Origin of the sequence: Streptomyces sp. 840.1 (assembly GCF_003751445.1) — a bacterium.
Lineage (GTDB): Bacteria > Actinomycetota > Actinomycetes > Streptomycetales > Streptomycetaceae > Streptomyces.
On record NZ_RJUU01000001.1, the window covers coordinates 315968 to 337307 of the forward strand.

At 71.0% G+C, this 21340-nt stretch carries 19 protein-coding genes and 1 riboswitch; of the genes, 9 read left to right on the forward strand and 10 right to left on the reverse strand.

Features of this window, described 5'->3' with window-relative positions; translation table 11 throughout:
* Positions 1 to 48: 48 nt before the first annotated feature.
* The 5 genes from EDD93_RS01380 to EDD93_RS01400 form a co-directional block, all read right to left on the reverse strand.
* Positions 49 to 1764 (reverse strand): ABC transporter substrate-binding protein, encoded by a 1716-nt coding sequence (locus EDD93_RS01380; protein WP_260255874.1) that lies wholly within the window; start codon positions 1762 to 1764, stop codon positions 49 to 51.
* 117 nt (positions 1765 to 1881) lie between these two features.
* Entirely contained in the window at positions 1882 to 2880 is a 999-nt protein-coding gene (locus tag EDD93_RS01385; protein ID WP_123523417.1) for an ABC transporter permease, read from the reverse strand.
* Positions 2881 to 3323: 443 nt separating this feature from the next.
* Positions 3324 to 4088, reverse strand: a complete 765-nt coding sequence (locus EDD93_RS01390) for an enhanced serine sensitivity protein SseB C-terminal domain-containing protein (protein WP_123523418.1) — start codon at positions 4086 to 4088, stop codon at positions 3324 to 3326.
* 248 nt (positions 4089 to 4336) lie between these two features.
* Positions 4337 to 5107, reverse strand: a complete 771-nt coding sequence (locus tag EDD93_RS01395; RefSeq protein WP_123523419.1) for an enhanced serine sensitivity protein SseB — start codon at positions 5105 to 5107, stop codon at positions 4337 to 4339.
* A 57-nt stretch (positions 5108 to 5164) separates the two neighbouring features.
* A complete protein-coding gene (locus tag EDD93_RS01400; RefSeq protein ID WP_123527529.1) occupies positions 5165 to 5845 on the reverse strand; it encodes an AAA family ATPase in 681 nt (226 codons plus the stop codon).
* A 155-nt stretch (positions 5846 to 6000) separates the two neighbouring features.
* Positions 6001 to 6093: riboswitch (glycine riboswitch) on the forward strand.
* Positions 6094 to 6234: 141 nt separating this feature from the next.
* Here EDD93_RS01400 and gcvT point away from each other — a divergent pair.
* From gcvT to EDD93_RS01420, 4 genes are all read left to right on the forward strand, one after another.
* Positions 6235 to 7350: a glycine cleavage system aminomethyltransferase GcvT gene (gcvT, locus tag EDD93_RS01405; protein ID WP_123523420.1), complete on the forward strand. Its 1116-nt coding sequence runs from the start codon at positions 6235 to 6237 to the stop codon at positions 7348 to 7350.
* A 92-nt stretch (positions 7351 to 7442) separates the two neighbouring features.
* The gene (gene gcvH, locus EDD93_RS01410; RefSeq protein ID WP_123523421.1) at positions 7443 to 7820 is read left to right on the forward strand and encodes a glycine cleavage system protein GcvH; all 378 of its coding nucleotides are present in this window, start codon (positions 7443 to 7445) and stop codon (positions 7818 to 7820) included.
* Between the two features lie 20 nt (positions 7821 to 7840).
* Entirely contained in the window at positions 7841 to 9097 is a 1257-nt protein-coding gene (gene glyA / locus EDD93_RS01415) for a serine hydroxymethyltransferase (protein WP_123523422.1), read from the forward strand.
* A gap of 157 nt (positions 9098 to 9254) precedes the next feature.
* Complete coding sequence (locus EDD93_RS01420) at positions 9255 to 10637, forward strand: L-serine ammonia-lyase (RefSeq protein ID WP_123523423.1); 1383 nt, start codon at positions 9255 to 9257, stop codon at positions 10635 to 10637.
* On the opposite strand, the gene EDD93_RS01425 is transcribed toward EDD93_RS01420, so the two are convergent.
* The 5 genes from EDD93_RS01425 to EDD93_RS01450 form a co-directional block, all read right to left on the reverse strand.
* Positions 10634 to 11590: an IS481 family transposase gene (locus tag EDD93_RS01425; RefSeq protein ID WP_123523424.1), complete on the reverse strand. Its 957-nt coding sequence runs from the start codon at positions 11588 to 11590 to the stop codon at positions 10634 to 10636. The two genes, EDD93_RS01420 and EDD93_RS01425, sit on opposite strands and share 4 nt — an antisense overlap.
* Before the next feature lie 481 nt (positions 11591 to 12071).
* On the reverse strand, positions 12072 to 12317 hold the full coding sequence (locus tag EDD93_RS01435) for a hypothetical protein (RefSeq protein WP_148083828.1): 246 nt from the start codon (positions 12315 to 12317) through the stop codon (positions 12072 to 12074).
* Between the two features lie 82 nt (positions 12318 to 12399).
* On the reverse strand, positions 12400 to 12948 hold the full coding sequence (locus EDD93_RS01440) for a YciI family protein (RefSeq protein WP_123523426.1): 549 nt from the start codon (positions 12946 to 12948) through the stop codon (positions 12400 to 12402).
* Positions 12949 to 13091: 143 nt separating this feature from the next.
* Positions 13092 to 13355: a hypothetical protein gene (locus tag EDD93_RS01445; RefSeq protein ID WP_123523427.1), complete on the reverse strand. Its 264-nt coding sequence runs from the start codon at positions 13353 to 13355 to the stop codon at positions 13092 to 13094.
* Between the two features lie 230 nt (positions 13356 to 13585).
* Positions 13586 to 14062: a MarR family winged helix-turn-helix transcriptional regulator gene (locus EDD93_RS01450; RefSeq protein ID WP_123523428.1), complete on the reverse strand. Its 477-nt coding sequence runs from the start codon at positions 14060 to 14062 to the stop codon at positions 13586 to 13588.
* Between the two features lie 85 nt (positions 14063 to 14147).
* Between EDD93_RS01450 and EDD93_RS01455 the strand changes: the two genes are divergently transcribed.
* The 5 genes from EDD93_RS01455 (at position 14148) to EDD93_RS01475 (ending at position 21337) form a co-directional block, all read left to right on the forward strand.
* Positions 14148 to 15047 (forward strand): alpha/beta fold hydrolase, encoded by a 900-nt coding sequence (locus EDD93_RS01455; protein ID WP_260255587.1) that lies wholly within the window; start codon positions 14148 to 14150, stop codon positions 15045 to 15047.
* 284 nt (positions 15048 to 15331) lie between these two features.
* Positions 15332 to 16663 (forward strand): amidohydrolase, encoded by a 1332-nt coding sequence (locus tag EDD93_RS01460; protein WP_123523429.1) that lies wholly within the window; start codon positions 15332 to 15334, stop codon positions 16661 to 16663.
* Positions 16664 to 16860: 197 nt separating this feature from the next.
* The gene (locus EDD93_RS01465; RefSeq protein ID WP_123523430.1) at positions 16861 to 17847 is read left to right on the forward strand and encodes an alpha/beta fold hydrolase; all 987 of its coding nucleotides are present in this window, start codon (positions 16861 to 16863) and stop codon (positions 17845 to 17847) included.
* 685 nt (positions 17848 to 18532) lie between these two features.
* On the forward strand, positions 18533 to 19513 hold the full coding sequence (locus tag EDD93_RS01470; RefSeq protein WP_123523431.1) for a terpene synthase family protein: 981 nt from the start codon (positions 18533 to 18535) through the stop codon (positions 19511 to 19513).
* 315 nt (positions 19514 to 19828) lie between these two features.
* Entirely contained in the window at positions 19829 to 21337 is a 1509-nt protein-coding gene (locus tag EDD93_RS01475) for a carboxylesterase/lipase family protein (protein WP_123523432.1), read from the forward strand.
* Positions 21338 to 21340 lie beyond the last annotated feature (3 nt).

Consider the following 21340-nt stretch of genomic DNA (forward strand, 5'->3'; position numbering starts at 1 on the left):
TTCCCCGGGCCGCGCGGTGTGCGCGCGGCCCGGGGAACGGGGCCGTACCTACTTGGCGGAACCCATCAGCACGTAGTCGTACATGCCGAGGTAGGCCTGGGTGACCGTGACGTTGGTCGCGGACTTCGGCCGGAGCAGCAGGTTCTTGCGGTAGATCAGCGGCACGGCGGTGGCGCCTTCGGCCACGGCCTTGTCGATGTCGCCCCACGCCTTCTCACGGGCGGCGGTGTCGGTGTTGGCGATGCCCTCGTTGAGCATCTTGTTGATCTTCGGGTCGTCCAGCTCCTGGACGTTGTTGCCACCGGACGGCTTGATGGCCGAGCCGTTGATGATCTGGTCCAGGAAGCCGAAGCCGGTCGGCCAGTCGGCACCCCAGGCGCTCATGATCATGCCGAGCTTGTTCGCGTGCACGTAGCTCGGGTTGCCCGCGAAGTTCGAGAAGTACTTGCCGGCCGGGAAGCTCTTGATCTCGGCGTTGACGCCGATCTTCTTGAGCGAGGCCTGCACCGCGGTGACCATGGCCATCTCGGCGGGGCGGTCGGAGCGGGCCGAGATCTTGGTGTCGAAGCCCTTCGGCTTGCCGCACTGCTTCAGCTCGTCCTTGGCCTTGGCCTCGTCGCCCTTGTGGCCGGCGGACTCGTACAGGTCGAACTTGCTGTAGCCGTTGACGGTCGGCGGCAGCAGGGTCGTCGCGACGTCACCCTTGGGGTCGCCACCCTGGGCGGCCTGGACCGACGCCTTGTCGATGCCCCACTGAACGGCCTTGCGGCAGTGGATGTTGTCGAACGGGGCCACGTGGACGTTCAGACCGATGTACGAGGTGGCGCCCGCGTACGAGTTGTCGGTCTGCTTCTTCAGGTCGGGCTTGGTGAGCACGTCCGGCTGGGTGGCCGGGGCGACACCGGTGCCGGCACCGTCGGCCGTGGTGTTGTCGGCGATCAGGTTGTTGTCGACCGTCTCCTGCTTGACCTTGAAGCGCACCGTCACCTTGTTCGGCAGGGCCGGGCGGTTCGGGTCGGTCTTCGGGTCCCAGTTCGAGTTGCGCACCAGGGTCGCGCCGCGGCCCTCGTCGTACGACTCGAACTTGTACGGGCCCGACGACACGATGTGCTTCACATAGTCGGCGCCCTTGTCCTTCGAGGCCGGCACGGGGGCCGTCTGCGAGAAGGTCGCCAGGTAGTCGAAGTCCGCGAAGGCGTCCTTCAGCTTGAAGACGATCGTGGTGTCGTCCGGCGTCTCGATGGAGGAGATGCCGCCCGCGCTCTTGTCCTTGTACGGACCCTTGTACTTGTCACCACCGAGCAGGTGGGCCTTGAAGTACGTCGGGCCGTTGGACAGGGCCTCCGGCGCGAAGTTGGACCGCTCGACGGCGTACTTGACGTCCTTCGAGGTGATCGGGGTCCCGTCCTCGAACTTGAGACCCTTCTTCAGCGTGTACGTCCAGGTCTTCGCGTCGGCGCTGGCCTTGCCGAGGCCCTCCGCGAGGTCCGGGACGATCTCCAGGCCGTCCTTGCCGGCGGCCGGCTTGAAGGACGTCAGGGTGCGGCCGTACAGGCGGGAGAAGTTCTGCACCCAGCCGTAGTACGTGTTACCGGGGTCGAGGGAGTCGGGCTCGTCGGAGAGCTCGATCTTGACGGTGCCGCCCTTCTTGTCCGACTTGTTGACGACCGACGTCAGTGCGGCGTCGGTGGCGCCGGAGCCCTTGCCGCTGCTGCCACCGCCGTTGTCGTCGTCGGAGCCGCTGCACGCGGACGCGGCCAGCATCAGGGCCACAGCTGTGGCAACCACCGCTGTAGTTTTTCTGGTCTTCACCTGAGGAAATTCCCCTCAATCGATGGTTGCCATGGCATGTCGCACGTCCTTGTGACGAGCACCCGGGCCCTACTTGCTACGGGGGTCGAGGGCATCACGCAGCCCGTCTCCCAGCAGGTTGAACGCCAGGACCGTGACGAAGATGGCCACGCCTGGCACGATCATGTACATCGGGTCGTTCCGGTAGAAGTCGATCGCGTTGGTGAGCATCCCGCCCCAGGAGGCCTGCGGCGGGGCGATACCGACCCCGAGGTAGCTGAGACCCGCCTCGAAGAGGATGTTCGACGGGATCAGCAGCGTGGAGTAGACCAGGATGGGCGCCACCAGGTTCGGCAGCAGCTCCCGGAAGAGGATGAAGGGGCCGCGGGCGCCCAACGACCGCGCCGCCTCGACGAATTCGCGGTTGCGCAGGCTCATCGTCTGGGCCCGGACGATACGGCCCATGTACGGCCAGCTGAAGAAGCCGATCACGAAGATCAGTACCGCGAGCCGCAGCGGCAGCCCCTCCAGGCCGAACGCGCCGTCCTGCAGCGCCGCCGAGATGGAGATCGCGAACAGCAGCAGCGGGAAGGCCAGGAAGGTGTCCATCATGCGGCTGATGACCGTGTCGACCCAGCCGCCGTAGAACCCCGAGACCACGCCGAAGAAGACGCCGATCACCACGGAGAGCAGGGTGGCGCCGACGGCGACGACGAGGGAGACCCAGGAGCCCTCGATGATCCGGGACAGGATGTCGCGCCCGTACTGCGGCTCGACGCCGAGCGGATGGCTCCAGCTCATGCCGCCCCAGTCGCCCTTGGGGGCGAGCAGCGCGGGGTCGATGAGGTCCTGGTGGAACTCGTTGGGGTCCAGACCGAAGACGGCCTGGATCGGCTTGGAGAGGACAGCGAGCAGGATCAGCAGGATGACAACGATGCCGCCGGCGACGGCCACCTTGTCCCGCTTGAAGCGGGACCAGGCGATCTGTCCGAGCGAACGGCCTTCGATCTGGCTCTGCTTGACTCCCGTGAGTACTGCCTCCGGCTGAGCCTCGGCAGCCGATCCGGTGGTCTCGATCGGTGCGGTCACAGTGCCTTTGACCCCTCCCGCCGGCGGTGGCCGGCCCTTGCTCGCCGCGGTAACGGCCTGGCGCGTGTCAGCCGCGCACGTTCATGCGGCTGAGGTGCTGGTGCTGAAAAACGTCTGATGCGTCTGATGCGTGCGATGTGTCGGAAGCGTCCACGGAATGTCCGCCGGGGCAACCTCGTACAAAGGGCCGACGATCCCCACTAGCCGGGAGTCTTCAACGCAGTTGCGATCACCCGCCAGACCTGACGGGGAATGTTTGCTCAAACGTGATGCGGTCAGTGAGCTTCCGTTATCCGGACAGGCGGATCGAGTGAGCGGACCACTCGCCCGCTAATCCACCAGAACGGACATGCCACCCAACAGGCCTTATTGAGTGGCGATTTGGGTGACGGCGGTGGTGGTCTTGTCCACCGGGGATACGTTTGTCCGCTCCGGTGAGCGGCCTAGTAACTGTGCGGGGCCGGGCCGGGGGCCTGTGGGTAGCCGTAACCGGGAGCGACGACGCCGCTGCGGGCGGCCGGGGCGTGCGACTCGCGGTCGTAGAACGGACGGGAGTTGCCCCGCAGCCACATCGCGACGGGGTCGTACTCGTCGGACATGGCGACGGTGGAGACCGGCAGCCCCTCCGGGACCGCGCCGATCGACTGCTGCATCATCGCGCGCACCGCGTCGACGGACGGCTGGCTGGTGTCGTACAGGTCGAGGCCGATGGCGAGGTAGGGCACGCCGAGCGCGGGCTGCACCCAGGCGCGGCGCAGCGAGCGGATCGCCGGGGTGTGGTGGGCGTTCTGCGTCAGCTGGGCGTAGAACTGCGGGGTCTCCAGGGCGGGGTCGCTGATCCGCAGCGGGCCGGCGGGCATCCGGTCGAGGCCGGTGGCGATCCGGCGCAGGTCGAGCCAGGGGATGCCGACGCCGCCGCCCGGGGCGTGCGGATTGAGCCAGATACCCCAGCGGTCGGGGAACAGGGCGCGGGCGATGTCGCGGCCGCCCACCACCTCGTGGGCCCGGTTCCAGCCGCTGGCGGCGAGCTCCTGGGCGGAGGTGACACAGGGGGCGTAGCCGAGGCCGTCGATCTCCATGTTGCCGTACTGGGCCTCCGGCGAACCGGCCCGGCCGTGCCAGAGCAGCATCCAGATCCGGTCGGCCGCCAGGGCCTGGAGCAGGGCCTCGTACGCGTCGTAGCGTCCGGGTGTCACCTGGCGCAGCATGTGCTCGAGGTTTCCCGGGGCGCCCGGTCCCGCCCGAACAGGGGAGATCCCATCGGCCGCCCCCATGCCTGACGCACTCACCCTGGGTCCCGCCCCTCTTCGATCAACTGTGTCGGCCTGCCGCTCCCGGGGCACACGGGCGCGGCGCGGTGCCGAGGCACCAGCCATCAAACCAGCTTAGGCGCCGGTCCTGACACCGACTTGACGCCATGGCCCGCCGCCGTCCCCCCGGGCGCCGCCGGTCCGCGCTACTCGGCCGGGCGCTGGAAGAACGGCCGGATCCGCGCGCGCATCCAGTCGGCGACCGGGTCCTGCGCCACGTCGAGCAGGACCAGGTTCACCGGCCACGGCGGTTCGACGCGGCCGAGCGCCCGGCCGAGGGCGTCCATGGGGGCGTTGCGCCCCGCGCCGTCCCAGGTCGAGAACTCGACGCCGACGAAGAGGACGGGGTCGCCGCCCTCGATGCTGGCGAGGGCCCTGCGGGCGCTGAGCACGACGCCGCTCTGCTCGAACTCGGCGGCGGCGGCCGCGAGGAAGTCGACGGGCTCCTCCTTCCAGTCCGGCTCGTACAGCCGCACCCGGCCGCCGCCGGCCGGCCCGTCGAGCAGGCTGCGTCCGGCCCGGCAGAGCTCGGCCACGGCGGGCGGCGGGAGCGGCATGCCGACGGCGCCGCCGGGGTTCACCGCCAGGCCGAGCTGCGGGGGCAGCCCCCGGGCGAACTCGACGGCGGGCGCCACGGTGAAGGACATATGGGTGCCGACGCAGCTGATGAACTGCTGCTCGGAACTGAACACGGGCACGTACACCCCGCCGTCGAGCTCCAGGGTCGGCAGGTCCAGGTCGGTGGCGTCCGGCCCGCCGCCGTTGGGCAGGGGCACCCAGAGATGGCTGCGGCCGAGCACCTCGACCAGCCGGCCGCCCGCCTCCGGGCTGCCGAGCGAGGCGCCCAGCACTTCCTCTAGCTCATTGGCCGGCCATCCGCCCTGCGGGGGGATACGGTCCTGTGCCGGAATGTCCACTGCTTCCCTCTCTGGGGGCCAGTCCGGCGGATCATGGCCGGATCGTGCAGCAAGAGGTTAGCCGTGCGCCTCCGCGAAGGTGATCCGGGTCAGCAGCGCCGCCGCCTCCCGGTCCAGCAGCACCGCCGATACGCAGCCGAGGGGCAGCAGTCCCGTCTCGGTGTCCCGCAGCAGCCTGCGCAGCGCCCCGCGGTGCCGGGCGAAGGCGTATCCGGAGACGCCCCGGCCCCGCTCGATCTGCCCGGCCCGCGCGGTCTGCGCGCTGACGTCGAGCAGGACGAGGTGCAGGACGCGGCCGCGCCGCCGGGCGTCACGGGCCAGCCAGCCGCGCACCCAGCCCTGGGTGCCGCAGTCGTGGACGACGACGGAGGCGCCGGAGCGCAGCACCCGCCACAGTCCCCAGTAGTGGGCGACGCGGACGAGCGGCCGGTAGAGGGCGTAGGGGACTAAGCGCGGCAGCAGGGCGGCCCAGCGGTCCCGGGTGTCCTGGGAGTCGATGACGCGGGCGGACACGGCCCGCCCGATCAGCGTCGACTTGCCGCTGCCCGGCAGCCCGGAGACCACCACCACGTCGCCCGCCGCGAAGTGCAGGGCGCGCGGGCTGCGCCCGGCCCGGCCGCGCAGGTCCCGGACGACGGGGCCGCACGGGCCCGACGCCTCCCGGGCCGGGGCGCCCTGCTGGGCGGGCAGTGCGCCACCCGCGACTCCCGCGGTCGTCGCGTACCGCTGCAACGTCATCGCCATCCCCCTGTCGGCCGACACACACCTGCCCAAGAAGTGTAAAGAAAAGGTAATGCGGCACAAGCTCACGACCCGCCGCATCCGGTGGGGTACCGGCGCCCCACAGACCGGCGATGCGTGCGATGATGGCGGCCAACTGCATAAAGGCCGCTCGAATCCGCGCGGGAGAGTTCCGGCCACCGGCCGGACGCCGAAGGAGCAAGATCCTCCCTTGAATCTCTCAGGCCCCGTACCGCGTGGATGAGGCAGATCTGAAAAGCGAGTCGCCCGGCGACTCCACCCAAGGTGCAAGCCGAACCCCTCCGGGGCCTCTCGGCGAACCTCTCAGGTTCCGATGACAGATGGGGAGGGATCGTCCACGTCGTCATGCCCTGGGAGTCATATCCATGAGCACCGCCCCGCGCCTCACTGCCCTCGATGCCCTGCACCGCAGCCTCGGTGCCACGATGACGGACTTCGCGGGCTGGGACATGCCCCTGCGGTACGCGAGCGAGCGCGACGAGCACCTCGCCGTGCGCACGAAGGCCGGCCTCTTCGACCTCTCCCACATGGGCGAGATCACCGTCACCGGCCCGGCCGCCGTGGACCTGCTGAACTACGCGCTGGTCGGCAACATCGCCACCGTCTCGGTGGGCCGGGCCCGCTACACGATGATCTGTGCCGAGGACGGCGGCATCCTGGACGACCTGATCGTGTACCGGCTGGGCGAGACCGAGTACATGGTCGTCGCCAACGCGGGCAACGCCCAGATCGTGCTGGACGCCCTGACCGCCCGCGCCGGGGGCTTCGACGCCGAGGTGCGCGACGACCGCGACACGTACGCGCTGCTGGCCGTGCAGGGCCCCGAGTCGCCCGCCATCCTGGCCGCCGTCACCGACGCCGACCTGGACGGGCTGAAGTACTACGCCGGGCTGCCCGGCACGGTCGCCGGGGTCCCCGCGCTGATCGCCCGTACCGGCTACACCGGCGAGGACGGCTTCGAGCTGTTCGTCGCCCCCGGGCACGCCGAGCAGCTGTGGCGGGCGCTGACCGAGGCGGGCGCCTCGCGCGGCCTGATCCCGTGCGGGCTCTCCTGCCGTGACACGCTGCGCCTGGAGGCGGGCATGCCGCTGTACGGGCACGAGCTGACCACGTCGCTCACCCCGTTCGACGCCGGGCTCGGCCGGGTCGTGAAGTTCGAGAAGGACGGCGACTTCGTGGGCCGCAAGGCCCTGGAGTCCGCCGCCGAGCGTGCCGAGACCGCCCCGCCCCGCAAGCTCGTCGGCCTGGTCGCCGAGGGCCGCCGGGTCCCGCGTGCCGGCTTCCCCGTCGTCGCCGGCGGCCAGGTCATCGGCGAGGTCACCTCCGGTGCCCCGTCCCCCACGCTCGGCAAGCCGATCGCCATGGCGTACGTCGACGCCGCGCACGCCACGCCCGGCACCGAGGGTGTCGCGGTGGACATCCGGGGCAGCCACGAGCCGTACGAGGTCGTGGCGCTGCCGTTCTACAAGCGCCGGAAGTGACGTCCGCGCGCGTCGAGAAGTGACGCAGTCGCGTCTCACACCGTAAGACCATCGTTCATCAGCACTCCCCCGCGTACAGGAGAATTCAGGTCATGAGCAACCCCCAGCAGCTGCGGTACAGCAAGGAGCACGAGTGGCTGTCGGCCCTCGAGGACGGCGTGGCCACGATCGGCATCACGGAGTTCGCGGCCAACGCTCTCGGTGACGTCGTCTACGCCCAGCTCCCCGAGGTCGGTGAGACGGTGACCGCGGGCGAGACCTGCGGCGAGCTGGAGTCGACCAAGTCGGTCAGCGACCTCTACTCGCCGGTGACCGGCGAGGTCACCGCCGCGAACCAGGACGTCGTGGACGACCCCTCGCTGGTGAACTCCGCACCGTTCGAAGGCGGCTGGCTGTTCAAGGTACGCGTCGCACAGGAGCCGGCCGATCTGCTCTCCGCCGACGAGTACACCGCGTTCTCCGGCAACTAAAGACCCCAAGGGACCACCTGATGTCGCTTCTGAACTCCTCCCTCCACGAGCTGGACCCGGACGTCGCCGCCGCTGTCGACGCCGAGCTCCACCGTCAGCAGTCCACCCTCGAAATGATCGCCTCGGAGAACTTCGCTCCGGTCGCGGTCATGGAGGCCCAGGGCTCCGTCCTGACCAACAAGTACGCCGAGGGCTACCCCGGCCGCCGCTACTACGGCGGCTGCGAGCACGTCGATGTGATCGAGCAGATCGCCATCGACCGCATCAAGGCACTCTTCGGGGCCGAGGCCGCGAACGTGCAGCCGCACTCCGGCGCGCAGGCCAACGCCGCCGCGATGTTCGCGCTGCTGAAGCCGGGCGACACGATCATGGGCCTGAACCTGGCGCACGGCGGTCACCTGACCCACGGCATGAAGATCAACTTCTCCGGCAAGCTCTACAACGTGGTCCCGTACCACGTCGACGACACCGGTGTCGTGGACATGGCCGAGGTCGAGCGCCTCGCCAAGGAGTCCAAGCCGAAGCTGATCGTGGCCGGCTGGTCCGCCTACCCCCGTCAGCTGGACTTCGCCGCCTTCCGCCGCATCGCGGACGAGGTCGGCGCGTACCTGATGGTCGACATGGCGCACTTCGCCGGTCTGGTCGCCGCGGGCCTGCACCCCAACCCGGTGCCGCACGCCCACGTCGTCACGACCACCACGCACAAGACCCTCGGCGGTCCGCGCGGTGGCGTGATCCTCTCCACCCAGGAGCTCGCCAAGAAGATCAACTCGGCGGTCTTCCCGGGTCAGCAGGGCGGCCCGCTGGAGCACGTGATCGCGGCCAAGGCGGTCTCGTTCAAGGTCGCGGCGGGCGAGGAGTTCAAGGAGCGCCAGCAGCGCACCCTGGACGGCGCCCGCATCCTCGCGGAGCGCCTGGTGCAGCCCGACGTCACCGAGGCCGGCGTCTCCGTCCTGTCCGGCGGCACGGACGTGCACCTGGTCCTGGTGGACCTGCGCAACTCCGAGCTGGACGGCCAGCAGGCCGAGGACCGGCTCCACGAGCTGGGCATCACGGTCAACCGGAACGCCATCCCGAACGACCCCCGGCCCCCGATGGTCACCTCGGGCCTGCGGATCGGCACGCCGGCGCTGGCCACCCGCGGTTTCCAGGCGGCGGACTTCACCGAGGTCGCGGAGATCATCGCGTCCGCCCTGAAGCCGTCCTACGACGCCGACGACCTGAAGGCCCGCGTCGTCGCGCTCGCCGAGAAGTTCCCGCTTTACCCCGGTCTGTAGTCCGGACCTGCGTATTTGCACATTGGGGAGGGGCACCGCGCACACTGAGGAGTGAGCGCGGTGCCCCATCCCTTGTCCCTTGCTCTCCGGGCCGACCCGGCCCGTACCGCACCACCCGGCAGACAACGGCGTCTACCAACGCTTTGAGGAGTCACCCGTGGCCATCTCGGTCTTCGACCTGTTCTCGATCGGCATCGGCCCGTCCAGCTCCCATACGGTCGGCCCGATGCGCGCGGCCCGTATGTTCGCGCGCCGGCTGAAGAACGAGGGCCTGCTCGCCCACACCGCCTCGATACGCGCCGAGCTGTTCGGCTCGCTCGGCGCCACCGGCCACGGCCACGGCACCCCCAAGGCCGTGCTGCTCGGCCTGGAGGGCGAGTCGCCCCGTACCGTCGACGTCGAGACGGCCGACGACCGGGTCGCCGAGATCCGCTCCACCGGCCGGATCAACCTGCTGGGCATGCACGAGATCGCCTTCGACGCCGACAAGCAGCTGGTCCTGCACCGCCGCAAGAGGCTGCCGTACCACGCCAACGGAATGACGGTCTTCGCCTACGACCACGAGGGCGCGCCGCTCCTGGAGAAGACGTACTACTCGGTCGGCGGCGGCTTCGTCGTCGACGAGGACGCGGTGGGCGAGGACCGGATCGTCCTCGACGACACCGTGCTGAAGCACCCCTTCCGCACCGGCGACGAGCTGCTGCGCCTGGCCCAGGACAGCGGCCTGTCGATCTCGTCGCTGATGCTGGAGAACGAGCGGGCCTGGCGCACCGAGGACGAGATCCGCTCCGGCCTCCTGGACATCTGGCGCTCCATGCAGGCCTGCGTGTCCCGGGGCATGTCCCGCGAGGGCATCCTGCCCGGCGGCCTCAAGGTCCGCCGCCGCGCCGCGAACACCGCCCGCCAGCTGCGCGCCGAGGGCGACCCGCAGACCCACGCGATGGAGTGGATCACCCTCTACGCGATGGCGGTCAACGAGGAGAACGCCGCGGGCGGCCGCGTCGTCACCGCCCCGACCAACGGCGCCGCGGGCATCATCCCGGCGGTGCTGCACTACTACATGAACTTCGCGGCGGGCGGCGCCACCGAGACGGAGAAGGACGACAGCATCGTCCGCTTCCTGCTGGCCGCCGGCGCCATCGGCATGCTGTTCAAGGAGAACGCCTCCATCTCCGGCGCCGAGGTCGGCTGCCAGGGCGAGGTGGGCTCCGCCTGCTCCATGGCCGCGGGCGCACTCGCGGAGGTCCTGGGCGGCACCCCCGAGCAGGTCGAGAACGCCGCCGAGATCGGCATGGAGCACAACCTGGGCCTGACCTGCGACCCCGTCGGCGGCCTCGTCCAGATCCCGTGCATCGAGCGCAACGGCATGGCGGCGGTCAAGGCGGTCACGGCCGCGAAGATGGCCCTGCGAGGCGACGGCAGCCACAAGGTCTCTCTCGACAAGGTCATCAAGACCATGAAGGAGACGGGCGCGGACATGTCCGTGAAGTACAAGGAGACGGCGCGGGGCGGGCTCGCGGTGAACATCATCGAGTGCTAGGTGTATTGACCCGCAGCGTTGTTGACACGGCTGATCGGGGGCTGGCCTCCGAGGGCGGTGTGGCAGCGGTGGTGGTTGTAGGTGTGGAGGAAGTCTGCCAGGGCGGCTGTTCGCTCGTCGTTGGAGGTGTAGGGCCGCAGGTAGGCCCACTCGTCGGCGAGGGTGCGGTTGAAGCGTTCGACTTTGCCGTTGGTCTGTGGTCGGTAGGGGCGGGTGAGTTTGCCGGTCGCGCCGATGTCGCCCAAGGCCTGTTTCCAGGCCAGCCCCTTGCGGTAGGCCCAGGCGTTGTCCGTCAGCACGCGTTCGATCCGGGTGATGCCCAGGTCGGCGAAGAACGCGGCGGCCCGGGTCAGGAAGGCTGCGCAGGTCGCGACCCTCTCGTCGCCATGGATTTCCGTGTAGGCGAGGCGGGAGTGGTCGTCGACCGCGGAGTGGAGGTAGTCGAAGCCCATGTTGCTGCGGGTGGCGCGGCCGGCCTGGCGGCCCAGGACCTTGTGGCCGCCGCCGTCGGGTATCCGGCCCAGTTTCTTGACGTCGACGTGGACGAGCTCACCGGGACGCTCGCGTTCGTAGCGGCGGATCACCGAGCCGGTTGGCCGGTCCATCCAGGCGAGGCGGTTCAGTCCGTGACGGGTCAGGATCCGGTGGACGGTTGAGGCGGGAAGGCCGAGGACCGGGCCGATCCGTGCGGGTCCGAGTTTGCGGGACCGGCGCAGGTCGCAGACGCGGGCCTCGATCGCGGCCGGAGTGCGGTGCGGTGTCGTCCCTGGCCTGCTGGAGCGGTCGGCCAGGCCCGCCTCGCCCTCGGCCCGCCACCGCCGCACCCACTTATGGGCGGTCGCCCTCGAGATGCCCATCTCGGCAGCGACATGGGCGACGGGACGGCCGGACGTGACTCGTTCGACCAGCAGACGCCTCCCGAAGACCGTCAGCCGGGCATTACGGTGGGACACGAAGACCTCCGTGTGGTGTGTTCCTAGACAGCTCCACCACACCGGAGGTCTTCGCCTTTGATCAAGACCCCCGTGTCAACAACGCTCGTGATCAATACAGCTAGGGCCTGTCTTCAAACTGCCGTCGTCGCCCGAAGGGCGGCCGGGCGGCGTCAGGTGCGTGCTCTCGGCGTGCCGGCCCCGGGCCCCTGTACTGGACGTACCGGGGTCTGGGGCCGGTGCGGCGAGTGTGCGTGCATGGCGCCGCCCGGCAGACGGCAGTTTGAAGACAGGCCCTAAAGGTTGTTGCACAACGGCGATCACGCCCGGATTCGGCCATCTCGGGCATGATCAACTGCCCGTTTGTGCACCGTTTTCCACCGGCCTGGGCGGCGACCGCAGGCTGGCCCTGGAGATCGTTCGGGCCTTGTGCAACAACCTTTAGGGCATCCCGCCCGCAGGAGGGTGGCCGCGCGGGGTCAGGTGCTGGTGGCGCCCCGGCTCAGTGCCCTCTCGGGACCTCGATGTCGTAGACCAGCGCGTACACGATGTCCCGGGCCTGGCGCAGGTCGTAGCCCGTCGCGTCCACAACCACCTTGACCGCCCGGATGGTGTCGCCGCCCCGCATGAACATGCGCGCGTCGGTCTGCGCCTGGGCCGGCACCGGCAGGGTGCGGGCCCGCCGCGGATCCACGCTCCGCGGGATCTTCGGCAGCCCGTTCTCCTCTTTCTTCTTGCCCCACAACACCTGCGGTCTCCAGCCCCTCACCCGTACGACCTGTCCGTGGAGGGCATCCTACGCAGGCGGGCCCCCGGGCAGCTTCGGCGTCCTACCGCCGCCCACCGAACTCCCAGTGGTGGACCTCGATGTCGGCGTAGCGGTCCTCGGTGAGGACGGCGCGTGCCGTGTCCGGGTCCGGGGCCCTGAGCAGCGCCGCCGTGCCCAGCCAGGTGTCGCCGTCGTCGGAGAGCAGTGGCCCGAACGCGATCAGCGCGTCCTGGTCGGGCGGCAGGACGAGGTCGGCCGGCTCGCCGGAGCCGAGGCCGAGCACCAGGTAGCGGTCCTCGCCGACCGGGCCGCCCTCGAAGTCCCACATGGTGCGTCCCAGCAGGTTGCGCCACCGGCGCAGCAGCACATCACGGTAGGCGCCGGCCTGGTGGTTGGGTTCGTCGAAGGCGAACGCGCGAGCGGCGGCGGGATCCGGCAGGTCGGCTATGTGCACGCTGCCGATGGGCGTTTCGCCGTCGGCCGCGAAGACCGGGCCCCGGGCGATCAGCTCCTTGGCGTAGCGGTCCATGTAGGACCAGTGCTCTTCCAGCAGTTCCTCGCGCAGGCTGAGGGAGTCGGAGCGGTCACGGTGGTAGCAGAAGAACTCCATGCCCTTGACCCTCTCCGACGGACGGCGGCAACTCAACCCCCGCCGGGGCGGACGGCCTTGCGGCGTCCTTCGCCCCAGGGGCCGCCGGGGAACGAGCGAGGGCCCGCCCCATGACGGGACGGGCCCTGCGCGGTGGGGGAAGGTCAGCCCCGGCTGAGGTACTCGGCGTAGAAGCTGCCGCCCTCGGCCTCGATCTCGGCCTTGTCCTGCTTGGCGTACGTGATGCCGTACGGGCCACCGACGTTGAAGAACTCCGTGTTCGTACGCGAAGCGTCGACCTCGTAGTAGCTGGCGCCGATCTTGCCGGCCTCCTCGCTGTTCCCACCGCCATTGGCGGCGGCCGGGGCGGCGGCCATGAATCCTGCGGCGGCAACGGTGGCCAGCGTGATCGCGATACGGCGAACCATGGGTCACTCCTTTTGCGGTACATCACAGTTTGTGCGGGCGATTCACCATGAACCGGATCGGACCGCGACCGGAGCAGGCACGCAGGCCGCCACCGGCAGATGCACCGAACGGATGCCTGCGTTGCCCCAACTGCCCGACGGCCGGATGGAGTGCGGGCCGGGCCGGGGGCGCCACAGCAGGGCGGGCCACAGCGGGGCGGGCCACGACGGGAGGGCCGGGGCGGGAGGGCCTACTCCGCGCCGGGGCCGCGTGCACCCCAGCCCGGTGAGTCGAGCCGGATCGCCCGGTCCCCGACCAGGGACCGGAGCGCCTCCTCGAGTGCCGCGACCTGCGCCGCACCCGCCTGGGCCTCCCACTGCTCGCGCAACTCGTCGAAGACCGCTTCGCCCTGCCGCATCATCCCGAGTCCGCGCTCGGTGACGTGAAGGCGTGTGCGCCTGCCGTCGGCCGGATCGGGCCGGCGCTCCACGAATCCGCGTTCCTCCAGTGCGGCGATCGTCTTCGCGGCCGCCTGCCGCGTCACCGACATCCGCTGGGCGAGCTCGGAGGCGCTGTCGGCGCCGGACAGGATCGAGTGGAGGGCGAAGTCGTGGGCCGAGCGCACGTCCTCGTACCCGCGCTCGGCGAGCTCCTCCGCAGCCCGGTCCGCCAGCGTGCGGAAGCCGGCGAGCAGGAGCAGCGCGAGATCGGCGCCTGATCTGGACATGTGGCCAGCATAAGGCCACCTTTGACAAGGGCAACCTGGTTGCCTATCGTGGTCGGCAACCTGGTTGCCTATTTGGGAGCTCCTCGTGACCACGACCATGCCCTACGGCGCAACCCTGCCCGGCGTCACGCATCACCTCGCCGACGTCAACGGGACGCGACTGCATTACGTCTCGGCCGGCACCGACGGTTCCTTGATCCTGCTGGTGTACGGCTGGCCGGAGACCTGGTGGGCGTTCCGCAGCCTGATTCCGCTGCTCGCGCGGTCCCACCGGGTCCTCGCTCTCGACCTGCGCGGGTTCGGCGACTCGGGCAACGCCGACACCGAGTACGGCGAGGCGGTCGCGGCCGAGGATCTGCACCACCTCGTCGCGCACATCGGCGCGGGTCCCGTCCACGTCCTCTGCCAGGACATCAGCGGCGGCACGGGCTTCCGCTTCACCGCGACGCACCCCGAGGACGTCCTCAGCTTCACCGGGGTCGAGACGGCCCTGGCCGGTTTCGGGTTCGAGGCCCTGGCCGACGTGAACAACCACGGCTCCTGGCACGTCGGTTTCCTGGGCACTCCGGGCATCCCCGCCATGCTGCTGCCGGGCCATGAGCGCGAACTGCTGGCCGACTGGGCCTTCCCCCTGATGAGCGGCACCAAGGACGCCATCGGCGAGGACGACATCGACGAGTTCGTCCGGAGCTACGCGCGCCCGAACGCCTGGCGGGGCACCGAGGGGCTCTACCGGAGCGTCCTCTCCGACGGCGGCGCGACCAGGGCCCTGGCCGAGTCGCACCCGATCGCCGTACCGGTGCTCACCGTCGAGGCGGCCGGCCATCGCGGGATCACCGAGACGACCTTCCGCCAGGTGAGCACGGGCGAGGTCACCGCGGTACATCTCGACGGGGTCGGCCACCTCATCGCGCAGGAGGCGCCCGAGCAACTCGCCGCCGCGCTTCTGGAGTTCACCGGGAGGGTCGACAGCGAGCGGGGCTGACCGCAGAACCGCGGCGTCAGGTGCGCCATCGCGCGCCCGTCCGGACCGAGGACGCGGCCCGTGCTCCTGGCCGTGCGCAGGGTGAGGGTGCTGGGCGCCGTGCCGGCCGGTGTCGCCTCCGTCGTCACCCCGCAGGGACACCGCGCCCTTCGGCCGGTCGCTGCGGCTGCCCGAGCCGGCCGACACCCTCCCGGTCCCCGGCCCGTTGAGCCCGTAACACCCGCAGCGCCCGTAACCGGCGCACCTCCCGTAGCGCCAGTAGCGCCCGTAGAAAGCGAGCAGTCATGACCAGCGACTCCCCCACCGAGACCACCGAAACCGCCGATGCCACCGACGCCACTGGCCCCGGCGATCTCACCGAAGGCCTCGACGCACTGCTGCCCTCGCTGCGTGAGCTGTACCGGGACCTGCACGCCCATCCCGAGCTCTCGCTCCAGGAGACCCGTACCGCCGCCAAGGTCGCCGCCCGGCTGCGCGAGCAGTCCGGCTGGGAGGTCACCGAGCACGTCGGCGGCACCGGCGTCGTCGGCGTGCTGCGCAACGGCGCGGGCCCGACCGTGCTGCTGCGCGCCGACATGGACGCCCTGCCGGTCCTGGAGGCGACGGGCCTGCCGTACGCGTCGGCGGACCGGGCCCCCGACCGCGACGGCAACGACGTGCCGGTGATGCACGCCTGCGGCCACGACATGCACGTCACCTGCCTGCTCGGGGTGACCGCCCTGCTCGCCGGGCACCGGGACGGCTGGCGCGGCACCGTCCTCGCCGTGTTCCAGCCCGCCGAGGAGACCGCCGAGGGCGCGCGGAACATGCTCGACGACGGGTTCCGGGACCGCTTCCCGAAGCCGGACATCTGCCTCGGCCAGCACGTGGGGCCGTTCCCGACGGGCGTCGCGTTGACCCGCCCCGGTCCGCTGATGGCGGCGTCCGACAGCTACCGGGTGCGGCTGTTCGGGCGCGGCGGGCACGGCTCCTCGCCCGAGTCGACGGTGGACCCGGTGGTGATGGCGGCGGCCGTGGTGCTGCGCCTGCAGACGATCGTCTCGCGCGAGGTCGGCGCCTCGCAGGCGGCCGTCGTGACGGTGGGTTCGATCCGGGCCGGCAGCAAGGAGAACATCATCCCGGACGAGGCGGAGCTGAAGCTCAACATCCGCTCCGTGGATCCCGTCGTACGCGAGAAGGTCATCGCGGCCGTACACCGGATCGTGCGCGCCGAGGCGGCCGCGTCCGGTGCGCCCCAGGAGCCGGAGATCACCCCGCTGAACTCCTTCCCGCTCACCGTGAACAGCGCGGACGCCACCGCGACCACGATCGACGGGCTGCGCGGTGCGCTCGGCGAGCAGGCCGTACTGACGCTGCCGCAGCCGATCAACGGCAGCGAGGACTTCGGCCTGTTCGGCACCGAACTGGACACACCGTCGGTGTTCTGGCACTTCGGCGGCGCCGACCCGGCCGCGTTCGAGGGACTCGACCCGGCGGCGCTCGCCTCGCGGGGGCTCCCGCCCGAGCTCCCCATGAACCACTCTCCGCGGTACGCGCCGCTCCAGGACCCGACCATCGAGCTGGGCGTACGGGCCCTGCTGGGCGCCGCCCGCAGCTGGCTGGGCGGCGGGGAGTGACCGGGTGGCCGGGGCCCGCGCGGGCCCCGGCCACGCGTTTGCCGAAGCGGCAACACGACTCGCGGCGGGCCCGGACCCCGTCGCATGATCGTGTCCGAAGCCGTCGGGCGGCCGCCGGGCGGTACGGGTAGCGGGGTGCGGCTGCGACACGGCTCGCACCCCGCACCGACGCAGAACCGAAGAGCCGCGGAGGATCCATGTCACATCAGCCCACCCCGTCGCCGGAGCTCACGCACCGCACCGTCCCCTCGCCGGCCGGCCGCGTCCACCTGGTGGAGCAGGGCACCGGCCCCCTGGTGCTGCTGCTGCACGGGTTCCCGGAGTCCTGGTACTCCTGGCGCCACCAGCTGCCCGCGCTGGCCGCCGCCGGATACCGGGCGGTCGCCGTCGACGTGCGCGGCTACGGGCGGTCCTCCCGGCCTGCGGACGCCGCCGCGTACCGGATGACCGAACTCGTCGAGGACAGCGCCGCCGTGGTGCACGCGCTCGGCGAGCACAACGCGGTGGTCGTCGGCCATGACTGGGGCGCGACGATCGCGGCGAACTCCGCGCTGATCAGGCCCGATGTCTTCCGTGCGGTGGGGCTGCTGAGCGTGCCGTACGCCCCGCGCGGCGGCCCGCGCCCCAGCGAGGTCTTCGCGGGGATGGGCGGGGGCGAGGAGTTCTACGTCTCCCGCTTCCAGGAGCCCGGCCGGGCCGAGGCCGAGATCGAGCCGGATGTACGCGGCTGGCTCGCGGGCTTCTACGCCGCGTTCTCCGCCGACACCATGCCCGCGCCCGACGCCCCGGACCCGCACTTCGCCGGGCCCGGCGGGACGCTGCGCGAGCGCTTCCCCGACCGGCGCCCCGACTGGCTCGGCGACGCCGAACTCGATTTCTACGCAGCCGAGTTCGAGCGGACCGGGGTGAGCGGGGCACTCAACCGCTACCGGAACATGGACCGGGACTGGGAGGATCTCGCGGACTTCGACGGCGCTCCCGTCACCCAGCCCTCCCTCTTCGTCGGCGGCTCCCTGGACGCCTCCACCACCTGGCTGGCCGACGCCATCGCGGCGTATCCGAAGACACTGCCCGCGCTGGTCTCGTCCCACATCCTGGAGGGCTGCGGCCACTGGATCCAGCAGGAGCGCCCCGAGGAGGTCAACCGGATCCTTACGGACTGGCTCGCCTCGCTGCCCGCCTGAACCGGCTCTACGGTGAGAGGGACCGGTGCGGCCAGAGACCGGTGAGCGGGACGGGGAGCCGGCACCGGACCCTCGAACCGGCCGGGCGCATGCCTGCCGCACCGCACCCCGATCGACACAGGAGTACCCCAACTGCTCATAACCGAGCAGGCGTTCATGGCGAACACACATTTTCAGTCACAAGCGGCTTCCCTCCCCCGCATACTGGGAGTTCACTGGTCGTGACGAGTGGTGACGCGATCGCCGTGCACGTCAGGCGGTCCGCTGCCGTGGACCCCACGGGGCCCGGCTCCGATGCCCATGCCCCGGCGGAGGAAAGAGGACAGCGATGACAGCCGCCCCTCCCGTGACGCTCCCACGACGGGATCCGGCCGTCCGGCCCGGTCGCGCCGTTTCGCGAAGCGCTCCGCGTCCCCCTCGTACCGACCAACCGCCCCGCCGCCGCTGATCCGTCCCTGCGGCGGTCCGCCGCAGCCGGCTCCACGGCCTCACCGCCCTTCTGCCGGGCCGGTGCGGACAGCAGTCCCCGGTGACGCGACCCCGGCGATGCGCCGATCGACAGGGCCACGTTCACCTCTCGCCGCTCCGGCCGCGCGTGCGCGGTTCGTTTCGCGCATCCCCCTTCCCTGTCCGTATCGTCTCGACGAGGTGCACAATGAGCCAGATCGCGCTTCCAGAATTCCACATGCCGTTCGAGAGCGCGGGATGTAATCCGGGAGTTGAGAAGACCAGGCAGGCTGCCTGGGAATGGGCCGAGTCCAGCAATCTCGTGCTGTCACCGGTGGCCCACAAGAAAATGATCCGGACCCGCCCAGAACTCTGGATATCCCTGATATTTCCGGAGGCGTCGCAGAAACACCTCGACCTGTTCTGCCAGTGGCTGTTCTGGGCCTTCCTCGTGGACGACGAGTTCGACGACGGGCCGGCCGGCCGCGACCCCAGGCTGTGCGAATCGGCGATCTCACATCTGGTGGACGTGCTCGACGGCGCCCGCGCACCGGTCGGCCCCATGGAGCACGCCCTGGACGAACTCTTGGTCCGGACCTGCACGGGCCGGCCGGCGCACTGGGTGCGGCAGTTCCGCAGGGACACGGCCGCGTGGCTGTGGACGTACTACGCCGAGGCCGTCGACCGGGCGGCGGGCCATGTGCCGAGCACCGCGGACTTCGTGAAGCACCGCCGCGACTCGGTGGCCATGCAGCCGTTCCTCGACCTGCACGAGATCACCGCCGGAATCGACCTTCCGGAATCCGCCCGGAGCCTCCCCGCCTATATCGCGCTGCGCAATGCGGTGACCGATCATTCAGGTCTCTGCAACGACATCTGCTCATTCGAGAAGGAGGCCCTGCTCGGTTACGAGCACAACACCGTCCGGCTGATCCAGCGGGACCGGGGAGGCACGCTCCAGGAAGCGGCGGACGAGGCCGGAATCCTGCTGGCCCGTATTGCCGACCGCGTGCAGCGGGCCGAGAAGGAACTCGTCGAGGAAATGGAGGCGGCGGGCATCGAGGGCCTCCCGCGAGCCGCCCTGGAACGCTGTATCCAGGACTACCGGGGGCTCGTCCGGGGAGACTTCGACTACCACGCGCGGGCCGAGCGCTACACCCGGCCCGACCTCGTGGAGATCGACGAACAGGACTCCATGTCCCGGAACTTCGCCGCCTGAGGCGAGGGCCGGCGGAGCACCCGGCGGGGTCCGGCGCCCCTGCCGGGCCCCGCCCCGGCGGCGCCCGGCACCGGAACGCGGGCACGCGACAGCGATTTTTGGACATTCCCTGTCCCCATGCGTCACCCGGCCCCGGCCGGGCCCGCACCTGACCGGAAACGCGCGCCGGTGACAGCGGCCGCTGTCCGGGCTCCACAGCTCCCACGAATGGTCCGCCGCCCCCTGCCGTGGTGTGCTGGTACGTACGCCCGGCGGCAGGCGGCAGTCCGGTCAACCGCACTCGCCGGCCGTACCGCAGAAGGGCTGGAGGCATCCATGACTGCCCTACCTCCTCCGATATCCGCCCACGACGACACCGCCGACGGCCGGACCGCCCCGCACGCGGACACCGTCCACGGCACCGTCCGGGGCGCGTACGAGCCGGGCGTCGCCGTGTTCCGCGGCATCCCGTACGCCGCGGCACCGGTGGGCGCCCACCGGTTCCGGGCCCCGGCGCCGCCGCAGCCCTGGGAAGGGGTACGGGACGCGGTGGCCTTCGGGCCGACCGCACCCAAGCGGCCGTACGCCCCGCCGCTCGACCGGCTGCTGCCCGACCCCGAGGTGCCCGGCGACGGCTGCCTCAACCTCAACGTGTGGACCCCGTCGCCCGCCCGCACCGGACTGCCCGTCCTCGTCTGGATCCACGGCGGCTCGCTGCTGCACGGCTCGTCCGCCGTTCCGCTGTACGACGGGGCCGCCTTCGCCCGCGACGGCGTGGTGCTCGTGTCGGTCAACTACCGCCTCGGCATGGAGGGGTTCGGGGTGTTCCCGGACGCGCCCGCCAACCGGGGGCTGCTCGACCAGCTCGCGGCGCTCGGCTGGGTGCGGGACAACATCACGGCGTTCGGCGGCGATCCGGACCTGGTGACGGTGTGCGGGGAGTCGGCCGGGGCCATCAGCATCGCCGCGCTGCTCGCCGCGCCTCGGTCCCGGGGCCTGTTCCGGCGCGCGGTGCTGCAGAGCGGGGCCCCGTCCGCACTCCCCGTGGACAAGGCCCGCCGTACCACCGGACTGATCGCGAAACGGCTCGGCGTCGCGCCCACCGCACGGGCCCTGGCCGCCGTGGACCCCGCCGCGCTGCTGGCGGCCCAGACCTCCGTGACGAGCGGTGGCTCCCCGCTGACCGGCGGGAACTCCTTCCAGATCGTGGTGGACGGCGAACTCCTGCCCCGGGAGCCGGCCGAGGCCCTGCGCGACGGCGCCGCATCCGGTGTCGATCTGCTGATGGGCTCCAACACCGAGGAGTACCGGCTCTGGTTCGTACCCAGCGGACTCACCGAACGGCTCACCCGCACGAAACTCCGTCTCGCCCTGCTGAAGTTCAGGGTGCCGGGCGCCACGGCCCGTACCTACCGCGCGGGCCGGCCCGACGCCACCCCCGGCGAACTCCTCGGCGCCCTGGCCACCGACCTGCTGCTGCGGGTACCGCTGAACCGGCTGGCCGACGCCCGCACCGGCGCCGCCGGCTCCACCCACCTCTACGAGTTCGACTGGCCCTCCCCCGTACAAGGGCTCGGCGCCTGCCACGGGCTGGAGATCGCCTTCGTGTTCGACAACCTGGACCGGCCGGACGCGGTGCTGCTCACCGGCCCGGACGCCCCCCGGGAGCTGGCCCGCGCGATGCACGCGGCGTGGGTGCGGTTCGCGGTCTCCGGCGATCCGGGCTGGCCCGGCTGGGACGCCTCGCGCCCGGTGATGCGCTTCGGCCCCGGTGCTCCGGGGACGGTGCACGCCCCGCGCGACGACGAGCTGCGCGGCTGGGCGCCGTACCGCGACGGGCGCTGAGCG